The sequence below is a fragment of the Streptomyces sp. Inha503 genome, assembly GCF_047215865.1.
GTDB classification, from domain to species: Bacteria; Actinomycetota; Actinomycetes; order Streptomycetales; family Streptomycetaceae; genus Streptomyces; species Streptomyces lycopersici.
This window is the reverse complement of sequence record NZ_CP178360.1, coordinates 3,463,436-3,481,809: the sequence shown is the minus strand read 5'-3', so window position 1 is coordinate 3,481,809 and position 18,374 is coordinate 3,463,436. Positions and strand designations below refer to the sequence as shown.

General features: G+C 72.7%; 15 protein-coding genes and 1 pseudogene. 8 read left to right on the top strand and 8 right to left on the bottom strand.

All coding sequences use genetic code 11. The annotated features are described in order from the left end of the window. The first annotated feature begins 185 nt into the window (after positions 1–185). Both ACJX2R_RS14175 and ACJX2R_RS14170 read left to right on the top strand, forming a co-directional pair. Positions 186–1,382 (top strand): sensor histidine kinase, encoded by a 1,197-nt coding sequence (locus tag ACJX2R_RS14175; protein ID WP_413100410.1) that lies wholly within the window; start codon positions 186–188, stop codon positions 1,380–1,382. After that, complete coding sequence (locus tag ACJX2R_RS14170) at positions 1,379–2,038, top strand: response regulator transcription factor (protein WP_413100409.1); 660 nt, start codon at positions 1,379–1,381, stop codon at positions 2,036–2,038. Before ACJX2R_RS14175 ends, ACJX2R_RS14170 begins: the two co-directional genes overlap by 4 nt. Here the strand turns inward: ACJX2R_RS14170 and ACJX2R_RS14165 are convergent. The 3 genes from ACJX2R_RS14165 to ACJX2R_RS14155 form a co-directional block, all read right to left on the bottom strand. Further along, on the bottom strand, positions 2,029–3,141 hold the full coding sequence (locus tag ACJX2R_RS14165) for a LacI family DNA-binding transcriptional regulator (protein ID WP_413100408.1): 1,113 nt from the start codon (positions 3,139–3,141) through the stop codon (positions 2,029–2,031). The genes ACJX2R_RS14170 and ACJX2R_RS14165 overlap by 10 nt on opposite strands. A gap of 87 nt (positions 3,142–3,228) precedes the next feature. Then, a complete protein-coding gene (locus tag ACJX2R_RS14160; protein WP_413100407.1) occupies positions 3,229–5,004 on the bottom strand; it encodes a beta-galactosidase in 1,776 nt (591 codons plus the stop codon). Positions 5,005–5,009: 5 nt separating this feature from the next. Beyond that, positions 5,010–6,323, bottom strand: a complete 1,314-nt coding sequence (locus ACJX2R_RS14155) for an MFS transporter (protein ID WP_413105852.1) — start codon at positions 6,321–6,323, stop codon at positions 5,010–5,012. A gap of 252 nt (positions 6,324–6,575) precedes the next feature. On the opposite strand from ACJX2R_RS14155, the gene ACJX2R_RS14150 reads away from it, so the two are divergent. The 3 genes from ACJX2R_RS14150 (at position 6,576) to ACJX2R_RS14140 (ending at position 9,114) form a co-directional block, all read left to right on the top strand. Beyond that, complete coding sequence (locus tag ACJX2R_RS14150) at positions 6,576–7,322, top strand: SAM-dependent methyltransferase (RefSeq protein ID WP_413100406.1); 747 nt, start codon at positions 6,576–6,578, stop codon at positions 7,320–7,322. 36 nt (positions 7,323–7,358) lie between these two features. After that, entirely contained in the window at positions 7,359–8,462 is a 1,104-nt protein-coding gene (locus ACJX2R_RS14145; RefSeq protein WP_413100405.1) for a methyltransferase domain-containing protein, read from the top strand. Positions 8,463–8,523: 61 nt separating this feature from the next. Next, a complete protein-coding gene (locus ACJX2R_RS14140) occupies positions 8,524–9,114 on the top strand; it encodes a TetR/AcrR family transcriptional regulator (RefSeq protein WP_262703699.1) in 591 nt (196 codons plus the stop codon). Positions 9,115–9,122: 8 nt separating this feature from the next. On the opposite strand, the gene ACJX2R_RS14135 is transcribed toward ACJX2R_RS14140, so the two are convergent. Beyond that, complete coding sequence (locus ACJX2R_RS14135; RefSeq protein ID WP_413100404.1) at positions 9,123–10,052, bottom strand: GNAT family N-acetyltransferase; 930 nt, start codon at positions 10,050–10,052, stop codon at positions 9,123–9,125. Positions 10,053–10,224: 172 nt separating this feature from the next. On the opposite strand from ACJX2R_RS14135, the gene ACJX2R_RS14130 reads away from it, so the two are divergent. Beyond that, a complete protein-coding gene (locus tag ACJX2R_RS14130; RefSeq protein WP_210949632.1) occupies positions 10,225–10,605 on the top strand; it encodes a GntR family transcriptional regulator in 381 nt (126 codons plus the stop codon). A 73-nt stretch (positions 10,606–10,678) separates the two neighbouring features. Next, a complete protein-coding gene (gene ddaH / locus ACJX2R_RS14125; protein WP_413105851.1) occupies positions 10,679–11,467 on the top strand; it encodes a dimethylargininase in 789 nt (262 codons plus the stop codon). Positions 11,468–11,589: 122 nt separating this feature from the next. Here ddaH and ACJX2R_RS14120 read toward each other — a convergent pair whose 3' ends face one another. Then, the gene (locus tag ACJX2R_RS14120; protein ID WP_413105850.1) at positions 11,590–12,702 is read right to left on the bottom strand and encodes a DUF5925 domain-containing protein; all 1,113 of its coding nucleotides are present in this window, start codon (positions 12,700–12,702) and stop codon (positions 11,590–11,592) included. 445 nt (positions 12,703–13,147) lie between these two features. Between ACJX2R_RS14120 and ACJX2R_RS14115 the strand changes: the two genes are divergently transcribed. Further along, on the top strand, positions 13,148–13,954 hold the full coding sequence (locus ACJX2R_RS14115) for an SGNH/GDSL hydrolase family protein (protein ID WP_413100403.1): 807 nt from the start codon (positions 13,148–13,150) through the stop codon (positions 13,952–13,954). A gap of 101 nt (positions 13,955–14,055) precedes the next feature. Here ACJX2R_RS14115 and ACJX2R_RS14110 read toward each other — a convergent pair. The 3 genes and pseudogenes from ACJX2R_RS14110 to ACJX2R_RS14100 all read right to left on the bottom strand — a co-directional run. Then, positions 14,056–15,150, bottom strand: a pseudogene (locus ACJX2R_RS14110) (serine/threonine-protein kinase); the annotation flags it as partial. A 46-nt stretch (positions 15,151–15,196) separates the two neighbouring features. Continuing rightward, positions 15,197–16,888 (bottom strand): nickel transporter, encoded by a 1,692-nt coding sequence (locus tag ACJX2R_RS14105; RefSeq protein ID WP_413100402.1) that lies wholly within the window; start codon positions 16,886–16,888, stop codon positions 15,197–15,199. Then, on the bottom strand, positions 16,885–18,246 hold the full coding sequence (locus ACJX2R_RS14100) for a tetratricopeptide repeat protein (protein WP_413100401.1): 1,362 nt from the start codon (positions 18,244–18,246) through the stop codon (positions 16,885–16,887). The genes ACJX2R_RS14105 and ACJX2R_RS14100 overlap by 4 nt, the downstream gene beginning before the upstream one ends. Positions 18,247–18,374: the final 128 nt, after the last annotated feature.

Below are 18,374 nucleotides of genomic sequence, written 5' to 3'. Positions count from 1 at the left end.
GGGTGAGGCGGTCGCCTCGATGACGAGTCTCAGCGGCCTCGGGAGGGGCCGCGTACTTCGATCGAAGTAGTTCTGCCATCCATTTCGATCGAATGAGTTCTGCCGTCTCCAATCGGCCGAAGCAAGTTCGCCGTCTACTTCGTTCGAAGTACACGGCCACAGCACACGGGAACGAGAATCAGGCCATGGTCAAGGCGCAGAACAATCAGGACGGGCCCGCGGCGCCCCTATGGGTCCGCCGCCCCGAGGTGCTGCACCGGGTCGCCTATTCCGTGGCCGCGCTCGTGTTCACCGGGCAGATCGTGGCCGTGGTACTGAGAGGGTCGGATGGGCCGACGGCCCTCTCCGTATTCCTCGCCGGTGGCGGTGTCGCCCTCTCCTGGTGGAAGCCGTGGGCCGGGCTGGTCGTGACGAGCGCGGCGTCCTTCGCCGTCACGGCGGTGGGCCATGACCCCCTGTCGGTGTGGATGATGGCGGTGCTCGTGCTGTTCTCGGTCACCCTCAGGGGAAAGCAGCCGCTGGCCGGAACCGGCATCGTGGCGGCGTTCTTCCTGGGGGCGTTCATGACGCTGGGAGGATTCCGCGGCGGCGCGATCGTGGGAGCCGCCGCCCTCTTCTCGGCCATAGCGGGAGGTGCGACAGGGGCCGCGCTCCGCATCCATCGAGACCACTGGTGGATCCTGGAGGAACGCGCCGAGAACGCCATCGCCACCCGCGAGATCGAAGCCATCCGACGAGTGACCGAGGAACGGCTCCGCATCGCCCGGGACCTCCACGACGTCATCGGCCACCAAGTTGCGATGCTGAGCCTGCATCTCGGTGCCGCGGAGATCGGGCTGCCCGAAGACGCCGAATCCTCCCGGCAGGCCCTGGTCTCGGCCAGGTCCAGCGCCCGTACCGTCGTCGTCGAAACGCAACGGATCCTCGCGCTCCTCCGCCTCGGAGACGACACTTCCGGCGACGATGCGCTCCGGCCGACCCCGTCGATCAATGGCCTGGAAGGACTCATCGCCTCTTTCGAGAGCATCGGCCTCGACGTCCGGCACTCCATCGACACCCCCGCCGGTTTCGTGGAGCCCAGTATCGGCGTGACGGTCTACCGGGTCGTTCAAGAAGCGCTTACGAACGCCTATCGGCATGGCGAGGGGACGGCGACGGTGGAGGTGCGCGAGCGCGACGGCAGGATCCGCGTCACCGTGGAGAACCGCGTCGGTCATTCACCTTCGCATTCACTCCGCGGCTCCGACGCGGGCAGCGGACTCGGGCTCGTGGGAATGCGCGAACGCGTCGAGTCCTCCAACGGGCGGCTGACGATAGACGGTGACGACGGACGATTCCGGGTCCATGCGGAATTCAGCCCCCTGGGAGCGGTCGTCCGATGACGCAGATCCTGATCGTCGACGACCAGGACGACATGAGGGCCGGCATCCGGACGATGCTTGGGCTCGACCCGAGCCTCGTAGTCGCGGGTGATCTCTCCGATGGACTCCAGGTCGTCCCCTTCCTCCGGGACCACCCCGTCGACCTGGTCCTGATGGACATCCGGATGCCCGGCATCGACGGTGTCGAAGCCACCCGCCGGATCCGCGAAGAGCACCCACCCGAAAAGCTGCGGGTGATCGTGCTGACCACTTTTGACCAGGACGACATCGTTCTCGCCGCCCTTCGCGCGGGCGCTAACGGTTTCCTGAGCAAGACCGTGAGCCCTGCCGAACTCGTCGCCGGAATCAACGAGGTCGTCGGCGGTGGCGGTGCGCTGTCGGCCGCCGCGACGGCCGCGCTCATCGGCCATATGACCCACAGCCCGCCCCCGGTGATCGACCAGGAGCTGCTGCGGCGCTTCGACGCTCTGACCCCCAGGGAACGCGACGTGGTCGTTCTCGTCGCGAGCGGTCTGGGCAACGACGAGATCGCGGCTCAGATGTCCGTGTCGCCGTTCACCGTGAAGACGCATGCGGTGCGGGCCATGACGAAGGTCGGCGCACGTGATCGGGCGCAACTCGTCTCGTTCACCTTCCGGGCCGGGCTCTACCCCTGAGCCTGCCGAGCGGAACCCCGCAACAGGTGGCCACAGCTCTCGCGTATGACCAGCTCGGTGGGGATGGTCACGCGTACCCCCGGCTCGGGGGTGCGCTCCAACTGGTCCGGGTGGTCGAGTTGGTCGAGCATCAGGCCCAGACAGCGGCGGCCGATTTCCGTGAAGTCCGTACGGACCGTGGTGAGCGGTGGGAGCAGATGCGCGGCCTCGGGGATGTCGTCGTAGCCCACGACGCTCACGTCCTCGGGGACCCGGCGGCCCGCCTCGTGGAGGGCGCGGAGGACGCCCACCGCCATCTGGTCGTTGGAGACGAACACCGCCGTGACATCCGGGTCGTGGGCGATGCGGCGGCCCAGGTCGTGGCCCGAATCCGCGCTCCAGTCGCCGAAAAGCGGCTCGTGGGCCTCCGCGCCCGCGTCCTTCAGGGCGGCCCGCCAGCCGTCCACCCGGGCCTCGGCGGCGATCCAGCCGACCGGGCCCGCGATATGGCGGACCGTGCGGTGGCCGAGGCGCAGCAGGTGTTCCGTGGCCTGGCGGGCGCCGGACGCGGAGTCGCCCGCGACGACGGGGAAGCGGGCGCCGAAGCTCTTGTCGAGGGTGACCATGGGCCTGCCGTGGTCGGCCTCGACCAGGGCCTCGCCCACCGAGCGCTGCGGGGCGATCGCGATGATGCCGTCCGCGCCCTGGCCGAGCAGCCGGTCGACCGCGCCGCGCACCGCCTCCTGGTCGGCGGCGGTGAGCGCGATCGTGCTGACCAGGTAACCGGCCTCCTGCGCGGCCTCGTTGATGCCCACCAGCGTGGCGGCCGGGCCGAATCGGGCCGCGTCGAAGGAGATCACGCCGAGCGTCCGGCTGCGGCCGCTGGCCAGGGTGCGGGCGCTGGCGGTCGGGCGGTAGCCCAGTTCGCGCATGGCGGCGCGGACGCGTTCGCGGGTCTCGGGGCGGACGCGGGGGTGGTCGTTGAGGACGCGGGAGACGGTCTGGCCGGAGACCCCGGCGCGGCGGGCGACGTCGGCCATCACCGCACCGCCGCCCGCCGTCGCCCGGCGCCGCCGGACGCGCTGGGGCCCGCCCGCCGCCGCCTCCTCCTCCGGCTCGCCCATGTCCGTGGTGTCTCCCCTCGTCCGTCTCGGCCCTTGCCGGTCTCGTACGACTCAGCTCTCGTACGACTGTCTCAGCTTTCGTACGACTCAGCTCTCGTCCGTCCAGCCCAGGTCCGGCTCGTCCGTCAGCCGTACGGTGCGCGTCGTCGCCGCGTGCAGCTCCAGCAGGACCAGCTCGTTCGTCCCCGGCCGCAGCACCGGCGCGGGTACGTAGAGGCGGCGCTGCGGGCCGCGCGACCAGTAGCGGCCGAGGTTGAAGCCGTTGACCCAGGCCACGCCCTTGGTCCAGCCGGGCAGGGCGAGGAACGCGTCGGCGGGGGTGTCCACCGTAAAGGTGCCACGGTGGAAGGACGGACCGGCGACGGGGGTGTTGCCCGTGCCACGGAAGGGCAGTTCGGGGAGGCGGTCCAGGGGGAGCGGATGGCAGGTCCAGTTCTCCAGGGGCTCGCCGTCGAGGGTGACCGGGCCGGTGATGCCCTTGGGGTCGCCGATGCGCGGGCCGTAGTTCGCCCGGCCCATGTTCTCGACCAGGACGTCCAGCCGGGCCCCGTACTCCGGGCTCCGCACATGCAGCGTGTCCTCGTGGCACTCGCGCTCCAGGACGCCCGCCGGGGCGCCGTTGACGAAGACCTGTGCCCGGTCGCCCACCCCGCCCGTGAAGTGCAGGACGCGGTCGCCGAGCGCGGGCAGCTCGGTGCCGTAGAGGACGAAGCCGTACGCCTGGCCCAGCCGCTCCATGGTGGGCGGGTCGGTGAACTGCTCACCGGGGGACAGGAATTCGGCGCAGACCAGGGCGTTGGCCGAGTCCGTGAGCCGTACGTCGGTCGGCGGCAGCTTGGGCGAGGGCTCCGGGACGGGCTCGTCGGGGACGGCGGCGTGGCGGGCGATGACATCGCGGAACGCGGCGTACTTGGGGCCCGGGTCGCCGCATTCGGTGAGCACCGCGTCGTAGTCGTAGGAGGTGACGGCCGGGGTGTAGGCGTGGTCGTGGTTGGCGCCGGCCGTGAAGCCGAAGTTGGTGCCGCCGTGGAACATGTAGATGTTCACCGACGCGCCCGCCGACAGCAGCGCGTCCAGGTCCGCCGCCGCGTCGTCGGCCGCCCGTACATGGTGCGGCTCGCCCCAGTGGTCGAACCAGCCGATCCAGAACTCCGCGCACATCAGCGGCCCGCTCTCCTGGTGAGTGCGCAGCACCTCCAGCGAGTCGCCGATCCGGCCGCCGAAGGTGCCGGTGGCGAGCACTCCGGGCAGGCTCCCGGCCGCCAGCTTCGACTTGTCCGCCTGGTCGCAGGTGAACAGCAGCTCCTCGACGCCACGGGTGCGCAACGCGTCGGCCAACTGCGCGAGATAGGCGGTGTCGTCGCCGTACGCCCCGTACTCGTTCTCCACCTGGACGGCGATCACCGGGCCGCCGCGCGCCGCCATATGGGGAGCGAGGGGCGGCAGGAGCAGATCGAGGTACGCGTCCACGGCGGCGGTGAAGCGGGGGTCGCGGCTGCGCGGGCGCAGGCCCGGCTGGGCGGTCAGCCAGGAGGGCAGCCCGCCGCCCTCGAACTCGGCGCAGATGTAAGGACCGGGGCGCAGCAGTACGCGCAGCCCCTCGGCGTGGGCCAGCTCCAGGAAGCGGGGGAGGTCGAGCAGGCCGTCGAGGTCCAGGGTGCCGGGGGCGGGCTGGTGGAGGTTCCACGGGACGTAGGTCTCCACGGTGTTGAGCCCCAGCAGCCGCGCCTTGCGCAGCCGGTCCGCCCACTGGTCGGGGTGGGTGCGGAAGTAGTGGAGGGCGCCGGAGAGGATCCGGAAGGGCTCACCGTGCAGCAGGAAACCGTCGTCGGAGAGCGTCAGGGCGGGCTGGTCGGCGGGCATGGGCGTCAGGGGGTCCTTTCGGCGGCGGGGGCGGGCTGCTCGTCGGGTGGCGTTTTGAGTTCGGGTGACGGAGGGGGCACGGGTGACGTAGGGGGCGCGGGCGGCGTAGGGAGTACGGACGGGGACGCGGCGCGGATCAGCCATCCGGTGGTGATCAGGCACACCGCGGAGATGGCGCAGAGGATCAGCGGTACGGCGCGGACGCCCGCGAGTTCGATCGCCTTGCCGAGCGCGGGCGGTGCGGCGACCCCGCCGACCATGGAGGCCGCCATGACCAGCGCCCCGGCCCGGTGGGCGCGCGGCGCCGCCCGGAGCAGCCAGGGCAGTCCGGTGGGGAAGATCGGCGCGATGAACAGCCCGGCGCCCGCGTACGCGTACGGGGCCGCGGCGGGGATCGCGGCCAGCAGCAGACACCCCGTCATCCCCGCGCAGCTCACCGCGATGATCGCCTGGGCGGACCAGCGGAGGGCGAGCGGGGCGACGAGGAAGCGGCCGACCGTCATCATCAGCCAGAAGGCGGAGGTCGCGGAGGCGGCGGCGGTCGCCCCGTAACCGATGGTCTCCAGGTGGGTCGGCTCCCAGCCGCCGACGCCGGACTCGATGGCGACGTGGAGGACGTAGAGGACGACGAAGGCGCCCAGGACGGTGGCGAGGCTGCGGGCGCGGACGCGGCGGCGCGGGTCGGTGTGCCCACCCGCGCCACTGTCGGCCCCGGTGCCGCCGCCGCGCGGCGGGGCCTCGTCGCGCACCCCGGCCAGACACAGCAGCAGCGGCAGCGTGAGTGCGGCGAAGCCGAGGAAGACGGCGGGGTAGTGGGCGGACCCGACCAGGCCGATGAGGGCCGGGCCGAGGACGGCGCCGATGCCGAAGTGGGCGTTGAGGATGTTGAGCATGGCGGCGCTACGGTGCCCGAAGCCGACGGCGAAGAGCTGGTTCAGCCCGTAGTCGATCCCGCCGAAGCCCAGCCCCGCGAGGAGCGCAAGACCCAGGGCGAGCGGCCAGGCGGGCGCGAGCGCGAACCCGGCCGCGCCGCCCGCCATGAGCAGGTAGGACCAGCCCAGCAGCCGGCGGTTGCCGATCCGGCCGAAGAGCCGGTCGAAGCCGAGGACACCCGCCACCGCGCCGATGAAATGCGCGCTCAGGCCCATCCCGGCCGCGGATGGCGACAGCCCGTAGGTGTCGCGGAGGGCGGGGATCGACGGCCCGTAGAGCGCCTGGAGCGCGCCGATGAGAACGAAGCCGACGCAGGAGGCGGCTACGGCGGCGCGGCTGAAGAGTTGGGGAGGTGGTGGTGAGGGGGTGCTCGTTGGTTGCTCCAAGGAGTCCACGAGGGGGAGTGTTACCGCTAACATGCGGACCGTCAAGGGCGTTTGGCGGCTGTTGGCCAGGGCGCTGCGGGGTGTCCGGCGGTTCGTTCCCCTCCCCGTTCCCCTTCCCCTCCCCGCCCCTTCCCGTTATTGGAGGCGGCGGAGCCGCGTATCGACGCCGCGGGAAGTCCTGGGCGCCCCGGAAACGGAACCAAGCCCGGAAAACAACCTGCGGACCGGGACGGGTCTTGCCACGCTGTGCGGATGGACCGTAAACGGAGATCCCATCTCGCGCACGCCGACCATCCGATCGCCGCCCCGATCGCCGACGAGTCGGTCGCCCGGCTGCTCGACCGGGCGGTGGCGGACGAGGCCGACCGCGCCCTCGACCTCGGCTGCGGAGGCGGCGAATGGCTGCGGCGGCTGCTGGTCCGCTATCCGTGGATGCGCGCCGAGGGGGTGGACATCCACACCGCGGCCCTGGAGCAGGCGCGCGAGGGCGCGGAGGAATCCGAGGTCGCGGACCGGCTGGTCCTCCATGAGATGGAAGCCGCGGTCTTCGCCTCGGCGCACCGCTTCGACGTGGTCCTGAGCGTCGGCGCCGCGCACGCCTTCGGCGGTCTGCTGCCCACTCTCGCGGCGGCGCGCGAACTCCTCGCCCCGGACGGCCATGTCCTCGTGGGCGACGGCTTCTGGGAGCGCGAACCCGACGCCGCCGCCCTCTCCGCGCTGGGTGCCACCTGGGACGACTACGCGGACCTCGCGACGACGGTGGACCGAGTCGTCGCGGACGGCTGGACGCCGGTCTACGGCCATGTCAGCACGGCCGGGGAGTGGGACGACTACGAGTGGTCCTGGACCGGCTCCCTCTCCCGCTGGGCCCTGGACCACCGCGAGGAACCCGACGCCCTGGACGCGTACAAGGCCGCCGCCGAACACCGCTCCCAGTGGCTGTCCGGCTACCGCGGCACGCTGGGCTTCGTCACGCTCGTGCTGCGGCGGAGTCCCTGAGCGGGCGTTGTCAGTGGTCGATGCGACCATCGCGGCATGAGTGCAGAGACCTCGACCAGCGCCTACTGGGACGCCGCCGCCGCGGGCTTCGACGATGAGCCGGATCACGGGCTGCGGGACCCGGCCGTGCGGGAGGCGTGGGCCGGGCGGCTTCGGGGGTGGTTGCCCCAGCGGGGCGCGGATGTGCTTGACCTCGGGTGTGGTACGGGGAGCCTCGCGTTGCTCGCGGCCGAGTGGGGGCATCGGGTGACGGGGGTCGACCGGTCGCCGCGCATGGTCGAGCTGGCGCGGGCGAAGCTGGCCGGTACGGGGGCCAGGGTGATCGTCGGGGACGCGGCGGAGCCGCCCGTGGGGGAGGGGCGGTTCGATGTCGTGCTGGTGCGGCATCTGCTGTGGATGCTGCCGGATCAGCGGGCGGTGCTGCGGCGTTGGGTGCGGCTGCTGCGGCCGGGTGGGCGGCTGGTGCTGATCGAGGGGCGGTGGGGCGAGGCCGAGCCCGTCGGGCTGACCGCCGCCGAGCTGTCGGCGATGGTCGGGCCGTTGACGGAGCGGCTGTCGATCGAGGAGCTCGCGCCGGACGCGGCGCTGTGGGGGCGGGCCGTCCGCGACGAGCGGTATGCCCTGGTGGCGGATCTCGCGCCGGTTCGGCGGCATCGGGAGATCGTCGATGTGCATCTGATTCTGCGCCGGGGCGGCGAGGTGCTGCTCGCGCGGCGGGCGAACACGGGCTATGCGGATGGGCTGCTGCATGCCCCGTCCGGGCATGTCGAGGACGGTGAGGACGTGCGGGCCGCGATGCTCCGGGAGGCGGTCGAGGAGATCGGGATCGGCCTCGGCCCGGACGAGGTGCGGGCCGTTCTCGTGTTGCAGCACAAGGCGCCGACCGGGGACGCCCGTACGGGGTGGTTCTTCGAGGCGGAGCTGGGGGAAGGTGGGCGCGAGCCCGTCAATCGGGAGCCCGGGAAGTGTTCCGAGCTGGGCTGGTTCCCGCTGGACGCGTTGCCGGACGACATGGTGGCGTACTGCCGCGCGGGCCTCGAGGCGTATCGCGCGGGGCACCGCTTCGCCCTCCACTGGCATGAGCCGGACGACCCCATCGCGTACGTCCCCGGGGGGCCCGATCGGCTGACCCCGCTCTGATGGTCGGAGGTTCTGGGACGTTGTCCCGGTTGGCTAGACTCAAGTGCGAAGGGAGCGTGCGGTGAACGACGACGATCAAGACGCGGAGCGCGCGGCGCGGCCCAAGCGGGCGGACGCGCGGCGCAATGAGAAGGCGCTGCTCGAGGCCGCCGCCGCGGTGTTCGTCAGCTCGGGCGTGGAAGCGCCGATACGCGATATCGCGGCCAAGGCCGGTGTCGGGACGGCCACGATCTACCGCCACTTCCCGACCCGGGCCGACCTCATCGTCGCCGTCTACCGGCACCAGGTGGAGGCCCTCGCGGAGGCCGCTCCCGCGCTGCTGGCGAGCGGCGAGACCCCGCACACCGCACTGGGCCGGTGGATCGACCTCTTTGTCGACTTCCTGGTCACCAAGCACGGCCTCGCCGCCGTGTTCCAGTCCGACGACCCCTGCTTCGACCCCCTGCACTCCTACTTCATCGACCGGCTCATGCCCGTCTGCACCCAGCTGCTCGACGCCGCGGTCGCCTCCGGTGAGATCCGCTCCGGCCAGGACGCCTACGAGCTGATGCGCGGCGTCGGCAGCCTCTGCGCGGGCGCCGGCAACAACCCCCGCTATGACGCACGCCACCTCGTCGGGCTGCTCATCTCGGGGTTGCGCCAATCGCGCTGACCACTCCGTTACGCCGAGAGCTCCCGTACGTAGCGCCACTCCGTGGCCGCCGGTTCGTAGCCGAACCACTTGTTGACCGCCAGCATCGGACCGTTGTCGCCGTCGTTGCCGGTGAACGCCTCCCGGCAGCCCGCCGAGCGGGCGCGGTGGAGCGAGTCGTTCTTGGTCAGCTTGGCCAGCCCGCGGCCGCGGAAGGCGCGGCGGGTGCCGGTCATACCGGACCAGTAGCGGCCCCGGCCGTCCGTATGGGCCACGCTGTAGGCGGCCACCGCGCCGTCCACCACCGCCACCGACGTCAGCTCGCGGTCCAGCGCGGGATGTTCCCAGGTCAGGGCCAGCCACTCGGCGTACGGCGGCGCGGCCGTGTCCACGTCGCCCGGCTCGTCCACCGAGCACTCCACATCCGCCTCGTACAGCGGACGCGGATCGTCCGCGAAGTCCGCGGCCGTGCGCAGCTCCACCCCGTCCGGGAGGCCGCCCGGGTTCAGCGGCGGCAGCGCCGCCGCCGTCAGGTCCAGCCGCTGGACACGGGAGCAGCGGCTACGACGGTAGCCGCGCCGCTCGGCGAAGGTCACCGACCGCGACTCGTCCAGCGTCCAGGCGAAGATCTTCGCCGTGCCCAGCCCGGACAGATACTCCTCCGCCGCGGTCACCAGCGCCGACCCCGCGCCCCGCCCGCGCGCCCCCGCGATCACCGTCGTATTGGCGAAGGCCAGCCCCGGCTCGTCGCTGTCGTGGAAGACGCCCATCTCGCTCGAACCCACCACCCGCCCGTCCGCCTCGGCGACCAGCAGCCGGTAGTGCTGTTCGACGGGCGCGCTCTCCGACTCCCAGGCCACCGTCCGGGGCGTGGTCACCAGATAGGGGAAGGCGGCGCGGCGCGCCGCCACCACGGCCTCCGCGTCGGTGGCCCGGAAATCGCGCACAGTCATGGTCATGGTTGCGCAGATTACGGCCTGTCAGCCCGGCCCGCCCCCCAATTTCCCCAGCTCGTGGGCTAGATCACCGGGGCCGTGCGGTTCCCCTCGAGCTGGCGCACGGTTCCCCTCGGCTTGGCACACAATGGGTGCCACAAACACCGTCCCGCCCCCACGCCCCAGGAGCCCCAACGTGGCCTTGCAGATCACCGTCGACCAGGACGCGGCGACCGCCCCGTTCGAGCAGATCCGCGCGCGGATCGCCGAGCTGGCCCGCTCCGGCGCGCTTCCCGTGGGCTACAAGCTGCCCACCGTACGCGGGTTCGCCGAGGAGCTGGGGCTGGCCGCGAACACCGTCGCCAAGGCGTACCGGGCCCTGGAGTCGGACGGTGTGATCGAGACCCGCGGCCGCCACGGCACCTTCATCGCGGCGGCGGGCGACGCGACCCTGCGCCGGGCCGCCGAGGCCGCCCAGACCTACGCCCAGCGGGCGCGCCGACTGGGCCTGGACCGCGCGGCCGCCCTCGCCACCGTCGAGGACGCCCTGCGCGCGGTCTACGGCGACTCCGAGTGACCCCGGCGGGGTGGCTCGGGCCGTGCCCCCGCCTGGCATGCTGTCCCCCATGACCAGCGCGCTGCCCAACCCCATGACCGGCCGTACGACCAGCCGTAAAGCCCTCGTCCGGCGCCCCAGCCCCCGCCTCGCCGACGGGCTGGTCACCCATATCGACCGCACCCCGGTCGACCCCGCGCTGGCCCTGCGGCAGTGGGAGGTCTACGTCGTGGCGCTGCGCGCGCACGGCTGGGAGACGGTCGAGCTGCCCGCGCTGGACGACTGCCCGGACGGGGTGTTCGTGGAGGACACCATGGTCGTCCACCGGAACGTCGCGGTGATCGGCCGCCCCGGAGCCGAGTCCCGCAGGCCCGAGACCGTGACCGCCGAGGAGGCCGTGACCGCCCTCGGCTGCTCGCTGAACCGGATCCGCGAGCCGGGGACGCTGGACGGCGGGGACGTCCTGAAGATCGGCGACACCCTCTACGTGGGCCGCGGCGGACGCACCAACGGCGACGGCATCCGCCAGCTGCGCGCCGCGCTGGAGCCGCTGGGCGCGCGGGTGGTGGCCGTACCGGTCAGCAAGGTGCTCCACCTGAAGTCGGCGGTCACCGCGCTGCCGGACGGCACCGTCATCGGCTACCCGCCCCTCGTCGACGACCCGGCCGCGTTCCCCCGCTTCCTCCCCGTCCCCGAGGAGTCCGGCGCCCATGTGGTGCTGCTCGGCGGCGGCAAGCTGCTGATGGCGGCGAGCGCGCCGCGCAGCGCCGAGCTGTTCGCCGACCTCGGCTATGAGCCGGTGCCGGTGGACATCAGCGAGTTCGAGAAGATGGAGGGCTGTGTGACCTGCCTGTCCGTACGGCTGCGGGAGCTGTACGGCTGACTGCGGTCGCGGGAGCTGCGCGGCTGACTACGGCTCCGGGAGCTGTACGGCTGAGTCGGCCCCCGGTGGGCGTCTCACCGACGCCCCCGGTGGGCGTGTCACGGACGCCCACCGGGGGCCGCTCAGAGATACAGCCCCGCGTTGGACTCCGCCGACTGCGACGGCACGGCGGGCGGCCGGGTGCCGCGCCGCAGCGCGTACAGCTCCGCGAGCGTCGCCCCGTCCCGCCCGATGACCCCTTCCCGGTCGTCGATCTCCCCGCCGAGCCAGGTGACCGCCTCCGGCCGCGTCAGCTTGCCGACCTCGATCCGGGCCAGACACCGGCCGGGCCGGACCACCGCCGGGTGCAGCCGCTCCAGATCCTCGTTGGTGGTCACCCCGACCAGCACATTGCGCCCCTGCCCGAGCAGACCGTCCGTCAGGTTCAGCAGCCGGGACAGCGCCTGCCCCGCGGTGTGCTTGGCCTCGCCGCGGATCAGCTCGTCGCAGTCCTCCAGGAGCAGCAGCCGCCAGCGTCCCTTGGCCGTGCCGTCGTCCTCGCCGATCGCGATGTCCATCAGATAGCCCACGTCGGTGAAGAGCCGCTCCGGGTCCAGGACGCAGTCCACCTGGCACCAGTCCCGCCAGGAGCGGGCCAGGGTGCGCAGCGCCGAGGTCTTGCCGGTGCCGGGCGGGCCGTGCAGCAGCAGGAGGCGGCCGGCGATGTCGTCCGGGGTGACCTTCATCAGCCCGTCCATGGCCTCGGCCACCGGCGCCGTGTAGTTGCCGCGGATCTCCTCCCAGGTCCCGGCCGAGATCTGCCGCGTGGTGCGGTGCGGGCCGCGCCGCGGCGAGACGTACCAGAATCCCATCGCCACGTTCTCCGGCTGCGGTTCCGGCTCGTCCTCCGCCCCGTCCACGGCCTGGTGCAGCACCTTCTCGGCCAGGTCGTCGTCCACGGCGGTCACGGTCACGTCCGCCCCCCGGTTCCACCGGGAGATCAGCAGGGTCCAGCCGTCGCCCTCGGCGAGCGTCGCGCTGCGGTCGTCGTCACGGGCCGCGCGCAGCACGGTCGCGGACGGCGGCAGCAGCGTGGCGCCCGACCTCACCCGGTCGACGGAGTGACTGCGGGCGTACGGCTGCTCGCCGGTCGCGAAGCGTCCCAAGAAGAGCGCGTCGACGACATCTGACGGCGAATCGCTGTCATCGACGTTCAGCCGGATGGGGAGGGACTTTTCGGCGGGTGTCGTAGGCAGGGTCTGCCTCCTGAGAACGGGGGGCCTGGTGCGTCGGTCAGCGCACCCGCCCCATGATCCAGGACGGGGAGCGAGGGCGCACCAAGGTTTGTGGCCGTTTACCGAGCTGTTCCACGGAAGCCCACCGGAATGGGGGCGTTTACGGACAGTCTTACCCGTTGTGGCGTAGCGGTTCACCAGCTCCGGCGCGCCCTTGTCCCAGTCCTGACTTCGTGTCATGCGTCGCCGCCGGGCGAGCCGGGTGAGCGGCGTGGCGCCAGGATCGGCATCGAAAGATTTTTGCCAACTACCCGCATAGATTGGCCGGTTTAGCGGGATGACATATCCATGTCACACCGCCGCAATCGATCCCCGCGGTGTGACTGACGGTTTCGAACGCGATTGCTCATTTTTCGGGCTATCGCGCCTCACATCGGCACAGCAGTGATCCTGCTAGGGAGATCGAATGAAACTGTCCAGACTCACGGCGACGATGGGTGCGTTCGTCGTCGGTGCCGTCCTCGCCCTCACCGGGGCCGGCTCGGCCCAGGCCACCGAGAACAGCGCGGGCCCCGCCTATGTGGCGCTGGGCGACTCCTACTCATCCGGCGTCGGCGCGGGCAGCTACGACGGCGCCAGCGGCAGCTGCAAGCGCAGCACCAAGGCGTACCCCGCGCTCTGGGCCGCCTCGCACGCCCCCTCGAGCTTCAACTTCACCGCCTGCTCCGGCGCCAAGACCGGCGATGTGCTGAACAACCAGCTCGGCCCGCTGAACTCCGGTACCGGCCTCGTCTCCATCTCCATCGGCGGCAATGACGCGGGCTTCGCCGACATCATGATGACCTGCGTGCTCCAGTCCGAGTCCGCGTGCATCAACGCGGTCAACAGCGCCAAGAACTTCGTCCAGAACACCCTGCCCGGCAAGCTGGACCAGGTCTACGACGCGATCAGCGCCAAGGCCCCCTCCGCGCATGTCGTCGTCCTCGGCTACCCGCGGTTCTACAAGCTCAGCGGCTCCTGCGCGGTGGGCCTCACCGAGGCCGAGCGTGCCGCGATCAACGGCGGCGCCGATGTTCTCAACTCCGTCACCGCCAAACGCGCCGCCGACCACGGCTTCAGCTTCGGTGACGTCACCGCGACCTTCACCGGGCATGAGATCTGCTCCGGCAGCGCCTGGCTGAACAGCGTCACGATCCCCATCGACGAGTCCTACCACCCGACCGCCGCCGGTCAGTCCGGTGGCTACCTGCCGGTCTTCAGCTCGGCCGCCTGATTCGCGCCCGCCACCACTCACGGGGGAGGAGGCTCCGGCCGCCGGGGCCTCCTCGCGGTACCTCCACCGTCACGGTCCGGCGGGCGTTCCTATCCGCCGTTGTTCAGCAGCGCCCAGGCCAACCCGGCCAGCGACAGCCCGGCCAGCAGCGCCCCGGCCACCAAGGCCGCCACCGCGGCTCGCTGACGCCGTGGCGGCGGTGGCGGCGGTGGCTCATCGGCGGGCCCCGCCGGGCCGTCCGGGGCCGGGGGACAAACGGGCGTCGTGGCGGGCTCCGATAACCGGCCCAGCGGCTCCGTCTCCGCCGTGGCGGCGGGCCCGAAGGCGTTCGGGGACGACACCGAGCCGCCCCCTGGTGTGCCTCCCGCGGCCACCAGCCGCAGCAGCCGCTCCGCCTCCGCAGCCGGAAGCCGCCGCCGCGGATCCTTGTCCAGCAGCCCCACCAGTACGGAGGTGAGCGGTCCGGCCCGGCGCGGCTCGGGCAGCGACTCGTCCACCACGGCGCGCAGCGTGCTCAGCGGGGTGTCCTGGCGGAACGGCGAGAAGCCCTCCACCGCCGTGTACAGCAGCACACCCAGCGACCACAGATCCGCCTCCGGGCCCGGCGACCGCCCCAGGGCGCGCTCCGGGGCGAGGAACTCCGGGGAGCCCACCAGCTCCCCGGTCAGCGTCAGCGCCGCATCGCCCTCCACCACCGCGATCCCGAAGTCGGTGAGCACCACCCGGCCGTCGTTGGCCATCAGCACATTGCCCGGCTTCACGTCCCGGTGCAGCACGCCCACCGCATGCGCGGCACGCAGCGCGCCCAGCACCTCCGCGCCGACGCGCGCGGCCCGCGCGGGCGGCAGCGGACCCTCGGCGTCGAGCACATCGGCCAGCGACAGCCCGCGCACCAGCTCCATCACGATCCACGGGCGGCCCTCCATGGCCACGTCGTGGACGGTGACCACATTGCGGTGCGAGATCCGTGCCGCCGCCCGGCCCTCGCGCTCCATCCGCGCGTACAGCCGGTCGATGTCGCGGTCCCCGAAACCGGCAGGGGCGCGCACCTCCTTGATGGCGACCTCGCGGCCCAGCGCCTCGTCGTACGCGCGCCACACCACGCCCATGCCGCCCCGGCCCAACTCGCCCAGCAGACGGTAACGGCCGCCGCCCACCCGCTCTCCCCGCCCCCGCCCGAAACCCTCTTCGCTCATGGCCGAGCCCCTCCCCCTCAACCGAGCAATTCGGGCTGAATGTACCTCAACCGAGCGTGGTTGCCGCCCCCCTCAGCACCAATCCGCACCCCAACGCGAGGACGACGGCGGCGGTTCCGACGGGCGAGGCGCGGCGCACCGCCCCCAGCAGCCGGTCGATCCGGCCCCCGGACCCCTTGCGCGCCGCCAGCCGCTCCGTGGCCCGCGCACCCAGGCGCACCGCGGTGAACCCGGCCAGCGTGAGTGTCAGCGCCAGCCCGATCCCGTACGCCACCACCAGGACGAAGCCGAACCACGCCTGGCCCAGCGCGGCCGCGCCGACGAGCACGATGACGGCGGAGGGGCTGGGCACCATGCCCCCGGCGAACCCGAGCAGCAGCGTGCCGCGCAGGGTGGGGCGCACCTCGTGGGCGTGGGCGTGACCGTCGCCGTGGTCATGGGTGTGCGTATGCCCGTGGTCGTGCCCGTGCCCGTGCCCGTGGTCGTGGTCGTGGTCGTGGCCGTGGGTATCCGCATGGCCGTGGTCGTGGGTATGCGTGTGGCCGTGGCCGTGGTGATGGCTGTTGGCGTGCAATTGCCGACGGCGGCGCAGCGCCTTGCGGAGCAGTCCCGCCCCGGCCACCGCCACCAGCACACCGCTCGCGATGCCCAGCCACGAGATCACCGAGGGGGCGGCCGCCGAGCCCGCCGTGACCAGCAGCCCCAGCGCGAACACCCCCAAGGTGTGGGTGACCGTCACCGACGCCCCCAGCGCCAGTACGTCGCGCAGCGCGCTGCGCCCGCCCGCCGCGGCGGCCGCCGCCATCATCGTCTTGCCGTGGCCGGGGGCCAGGGCGTGCATAGCGCCCAGCAGGACGGCCGTGGCGAAGGCCGTAAGGGCGAAGCCGAAGGTGATGTCATGGCGCGCCACCATCGAGGTGAGCGCCTGCGTCCACCGGTCCACCCCGCGCGGCAGCACCGACGAGCCCACCGCCTCGTCCCGGTCGGACTCCGCCGCGCTCGCCAGCGCGGGGCCGCCCGCCTCGACCTTGAGCGCGGCCGACCGCTGGTCGGGCGGCGAGGAGAGCTGTCCCGCCGGATAGCGGACCAGCCGGTGGGAGGTGGAGGTCTTGGGGACGTTGGCATCGGTGAGCGTCATACGGTCGCCCTGTGCCGTCACCTCCCGCCAGCCGGGGCCCGTACCGATGTCGCGCGGGCGGTAGGCGACCGTCGCCCGTTCGCCGTCGCCCAGCGCGGCCGTGAGACGGCACTCCACCCGCAGTGTCGGCAACCCGGCCTGTCCGGGGCGCTGACGGGCCTGCGCGCGCCCGGCGCGCACGGGCACCTCGCGCCCGTCGACCGTCAGCCGCGCCCCCTCCGCCGCGCCCGCGCAACGCCGCGCCGCCCACGCGCCCAACTCCCGCCCGGACAGCGCGTCGTCGCCGTCGCGGTCGATCTCCGGCTTCGCCTGGGCGGCGGGGATCTCGGCGAGGTCCTCGACGTGGTCGACCCGCAGCGTCCCGGGGGTGACCACGAGCCCGTCGTAACGGTTGACGGTGAAGTTCCCGAGCGGATGCGCCTCGGCGCTCCCCGCGGGCAACACCACCATGGCGACGGCCCCCAACAGCACCCCAATGGCCGCCAGCCGCCATCGGCCGCGCTGCCCCGGGCTTCCGGTTTCGTTGGCGGGGTGTCGGGTGCGGAGCGCCGGGGGCTTCTCGTCCCCGGTTCGGGGAGGGGTGGGGTGGGGGAGTGTCATCGGCTGGCTCCCAGCTCCTTCAGGGCCGCCTTCGCCGCCCTCGCGCCCGTGGGGGAGAAGCCCGGGTTGAGGTCGAGCGCGGCCTTCAGGTGGCGGCGCGCCGATCCGTCCTCGCCCAGGGACTTCTCGATGGCGCCCTGGTGGTAGAGGAACGCCGCGTTGCGGTAGCCCGGTTCTGCGGCGTCCTCGGCATACTTCAGGGCCTCCTCGTCCTTGCCGTTGCGGTGCAGCGCCCAGGCCAGCGCGTCGGCGGTGTGTACGGTCCGCCGTCGGTCCCACTCGGCGCGGGCCGCCTTCAGCGCCTCCTTCACATCGCCGTGGTCGGCCGCGACCAGCGCGCTGTCCAGGTCGGTCGCCACTCCGTTGGCCCGCGCTAGCGCGATCCAGGTGTCGACCACCGAGTACTGCGCGCGCGCCTTGGAGCGGTCGCCCCGCGCCTCGTACGCCTCGCCCAGCGCCGCGAGCTCGGCGGGCAGCGGATAGCGCCGTACGACCGCCTCCAGATCGCGGATCCCCGCCTTCTGGCGGCCGTCCGCGAGCGATGTGCGGCCCTGGCCCTCCAGCGCCGGGAGATAGCCGGGAACGGCGCGCAGCGCGGTGCCGTACGCGCGCCGCGCCGTGTCGTACTCGCCCTGGTTCCAGGCCAGTTGGCCGAGCGCCGTCGACACATAGGCGATATCGCTGGGCGAGGTGGCGGAGTCCTGGGCGCGCAGCAGCACCCGGCGCGCCCCGGCCGGGTCGCCGCGCAGTTCGTGGACGTAGGCGAGGCGGGTGAAGACGGGGATGCCGGGGCGCAGGGAGTCGGCCTTCTTGGCGGCCGTGTACGCGTCCTCGTAGCGGCCCAGTTCGACGAGGGCGTCCACCCGGACGGCCAGCGCCCCCTGGCTGTAGGAGTTCACCTTCAGGGCCTTGTCGGCGTCGCGCAGCGCGCCCCGGAAGTCATGGCGGGCGGCGGCGAGCGAGGCGCGCCCGGCGAGCGCCACGTCGTTGTCGTGCGGCTCGAGGGACAGGGACCGGGCGAACGCCTTGTCCGCCTGCGGATAGCGGGTGGGGTCGCCGCTGGTCCTGGCCTGTTCGACATAGGCCGAGCCGAGACCGGCCCAGCTCTCCGCGTCCTTCGGCTCAGCGCGCAGATGGGTCTGCATCGCGTCGATCTGCCGGGCGAGGCCGTCGCCGCTGAGCTGCTCGTACCGCGCGGCGGCCGGGTGCAGCGCGCGGGTGGTGTCCTGGCCGCCGCCGGACCCGCCAGGCCCGTCCGAGGCGTCGATCACGATCGAGGCGGCGGTCAGCCCGGCCGCGAGCGCGAACACCACGGCCGCGGTCCGGGCCGTGGGGGTGAGGGATGGCCGTAGAGCCATGGTGACAGCTGCCTTTCGGGATGAGCACGAACCCAGCGGAACGGAAGGGTCGGACGGGTGAGGAGGAGCCTGGGCGCGGCCGCCGCGCGGGTTTCGGCGGGGCCGCGCCCGGTGGTACGGGCCCGGTG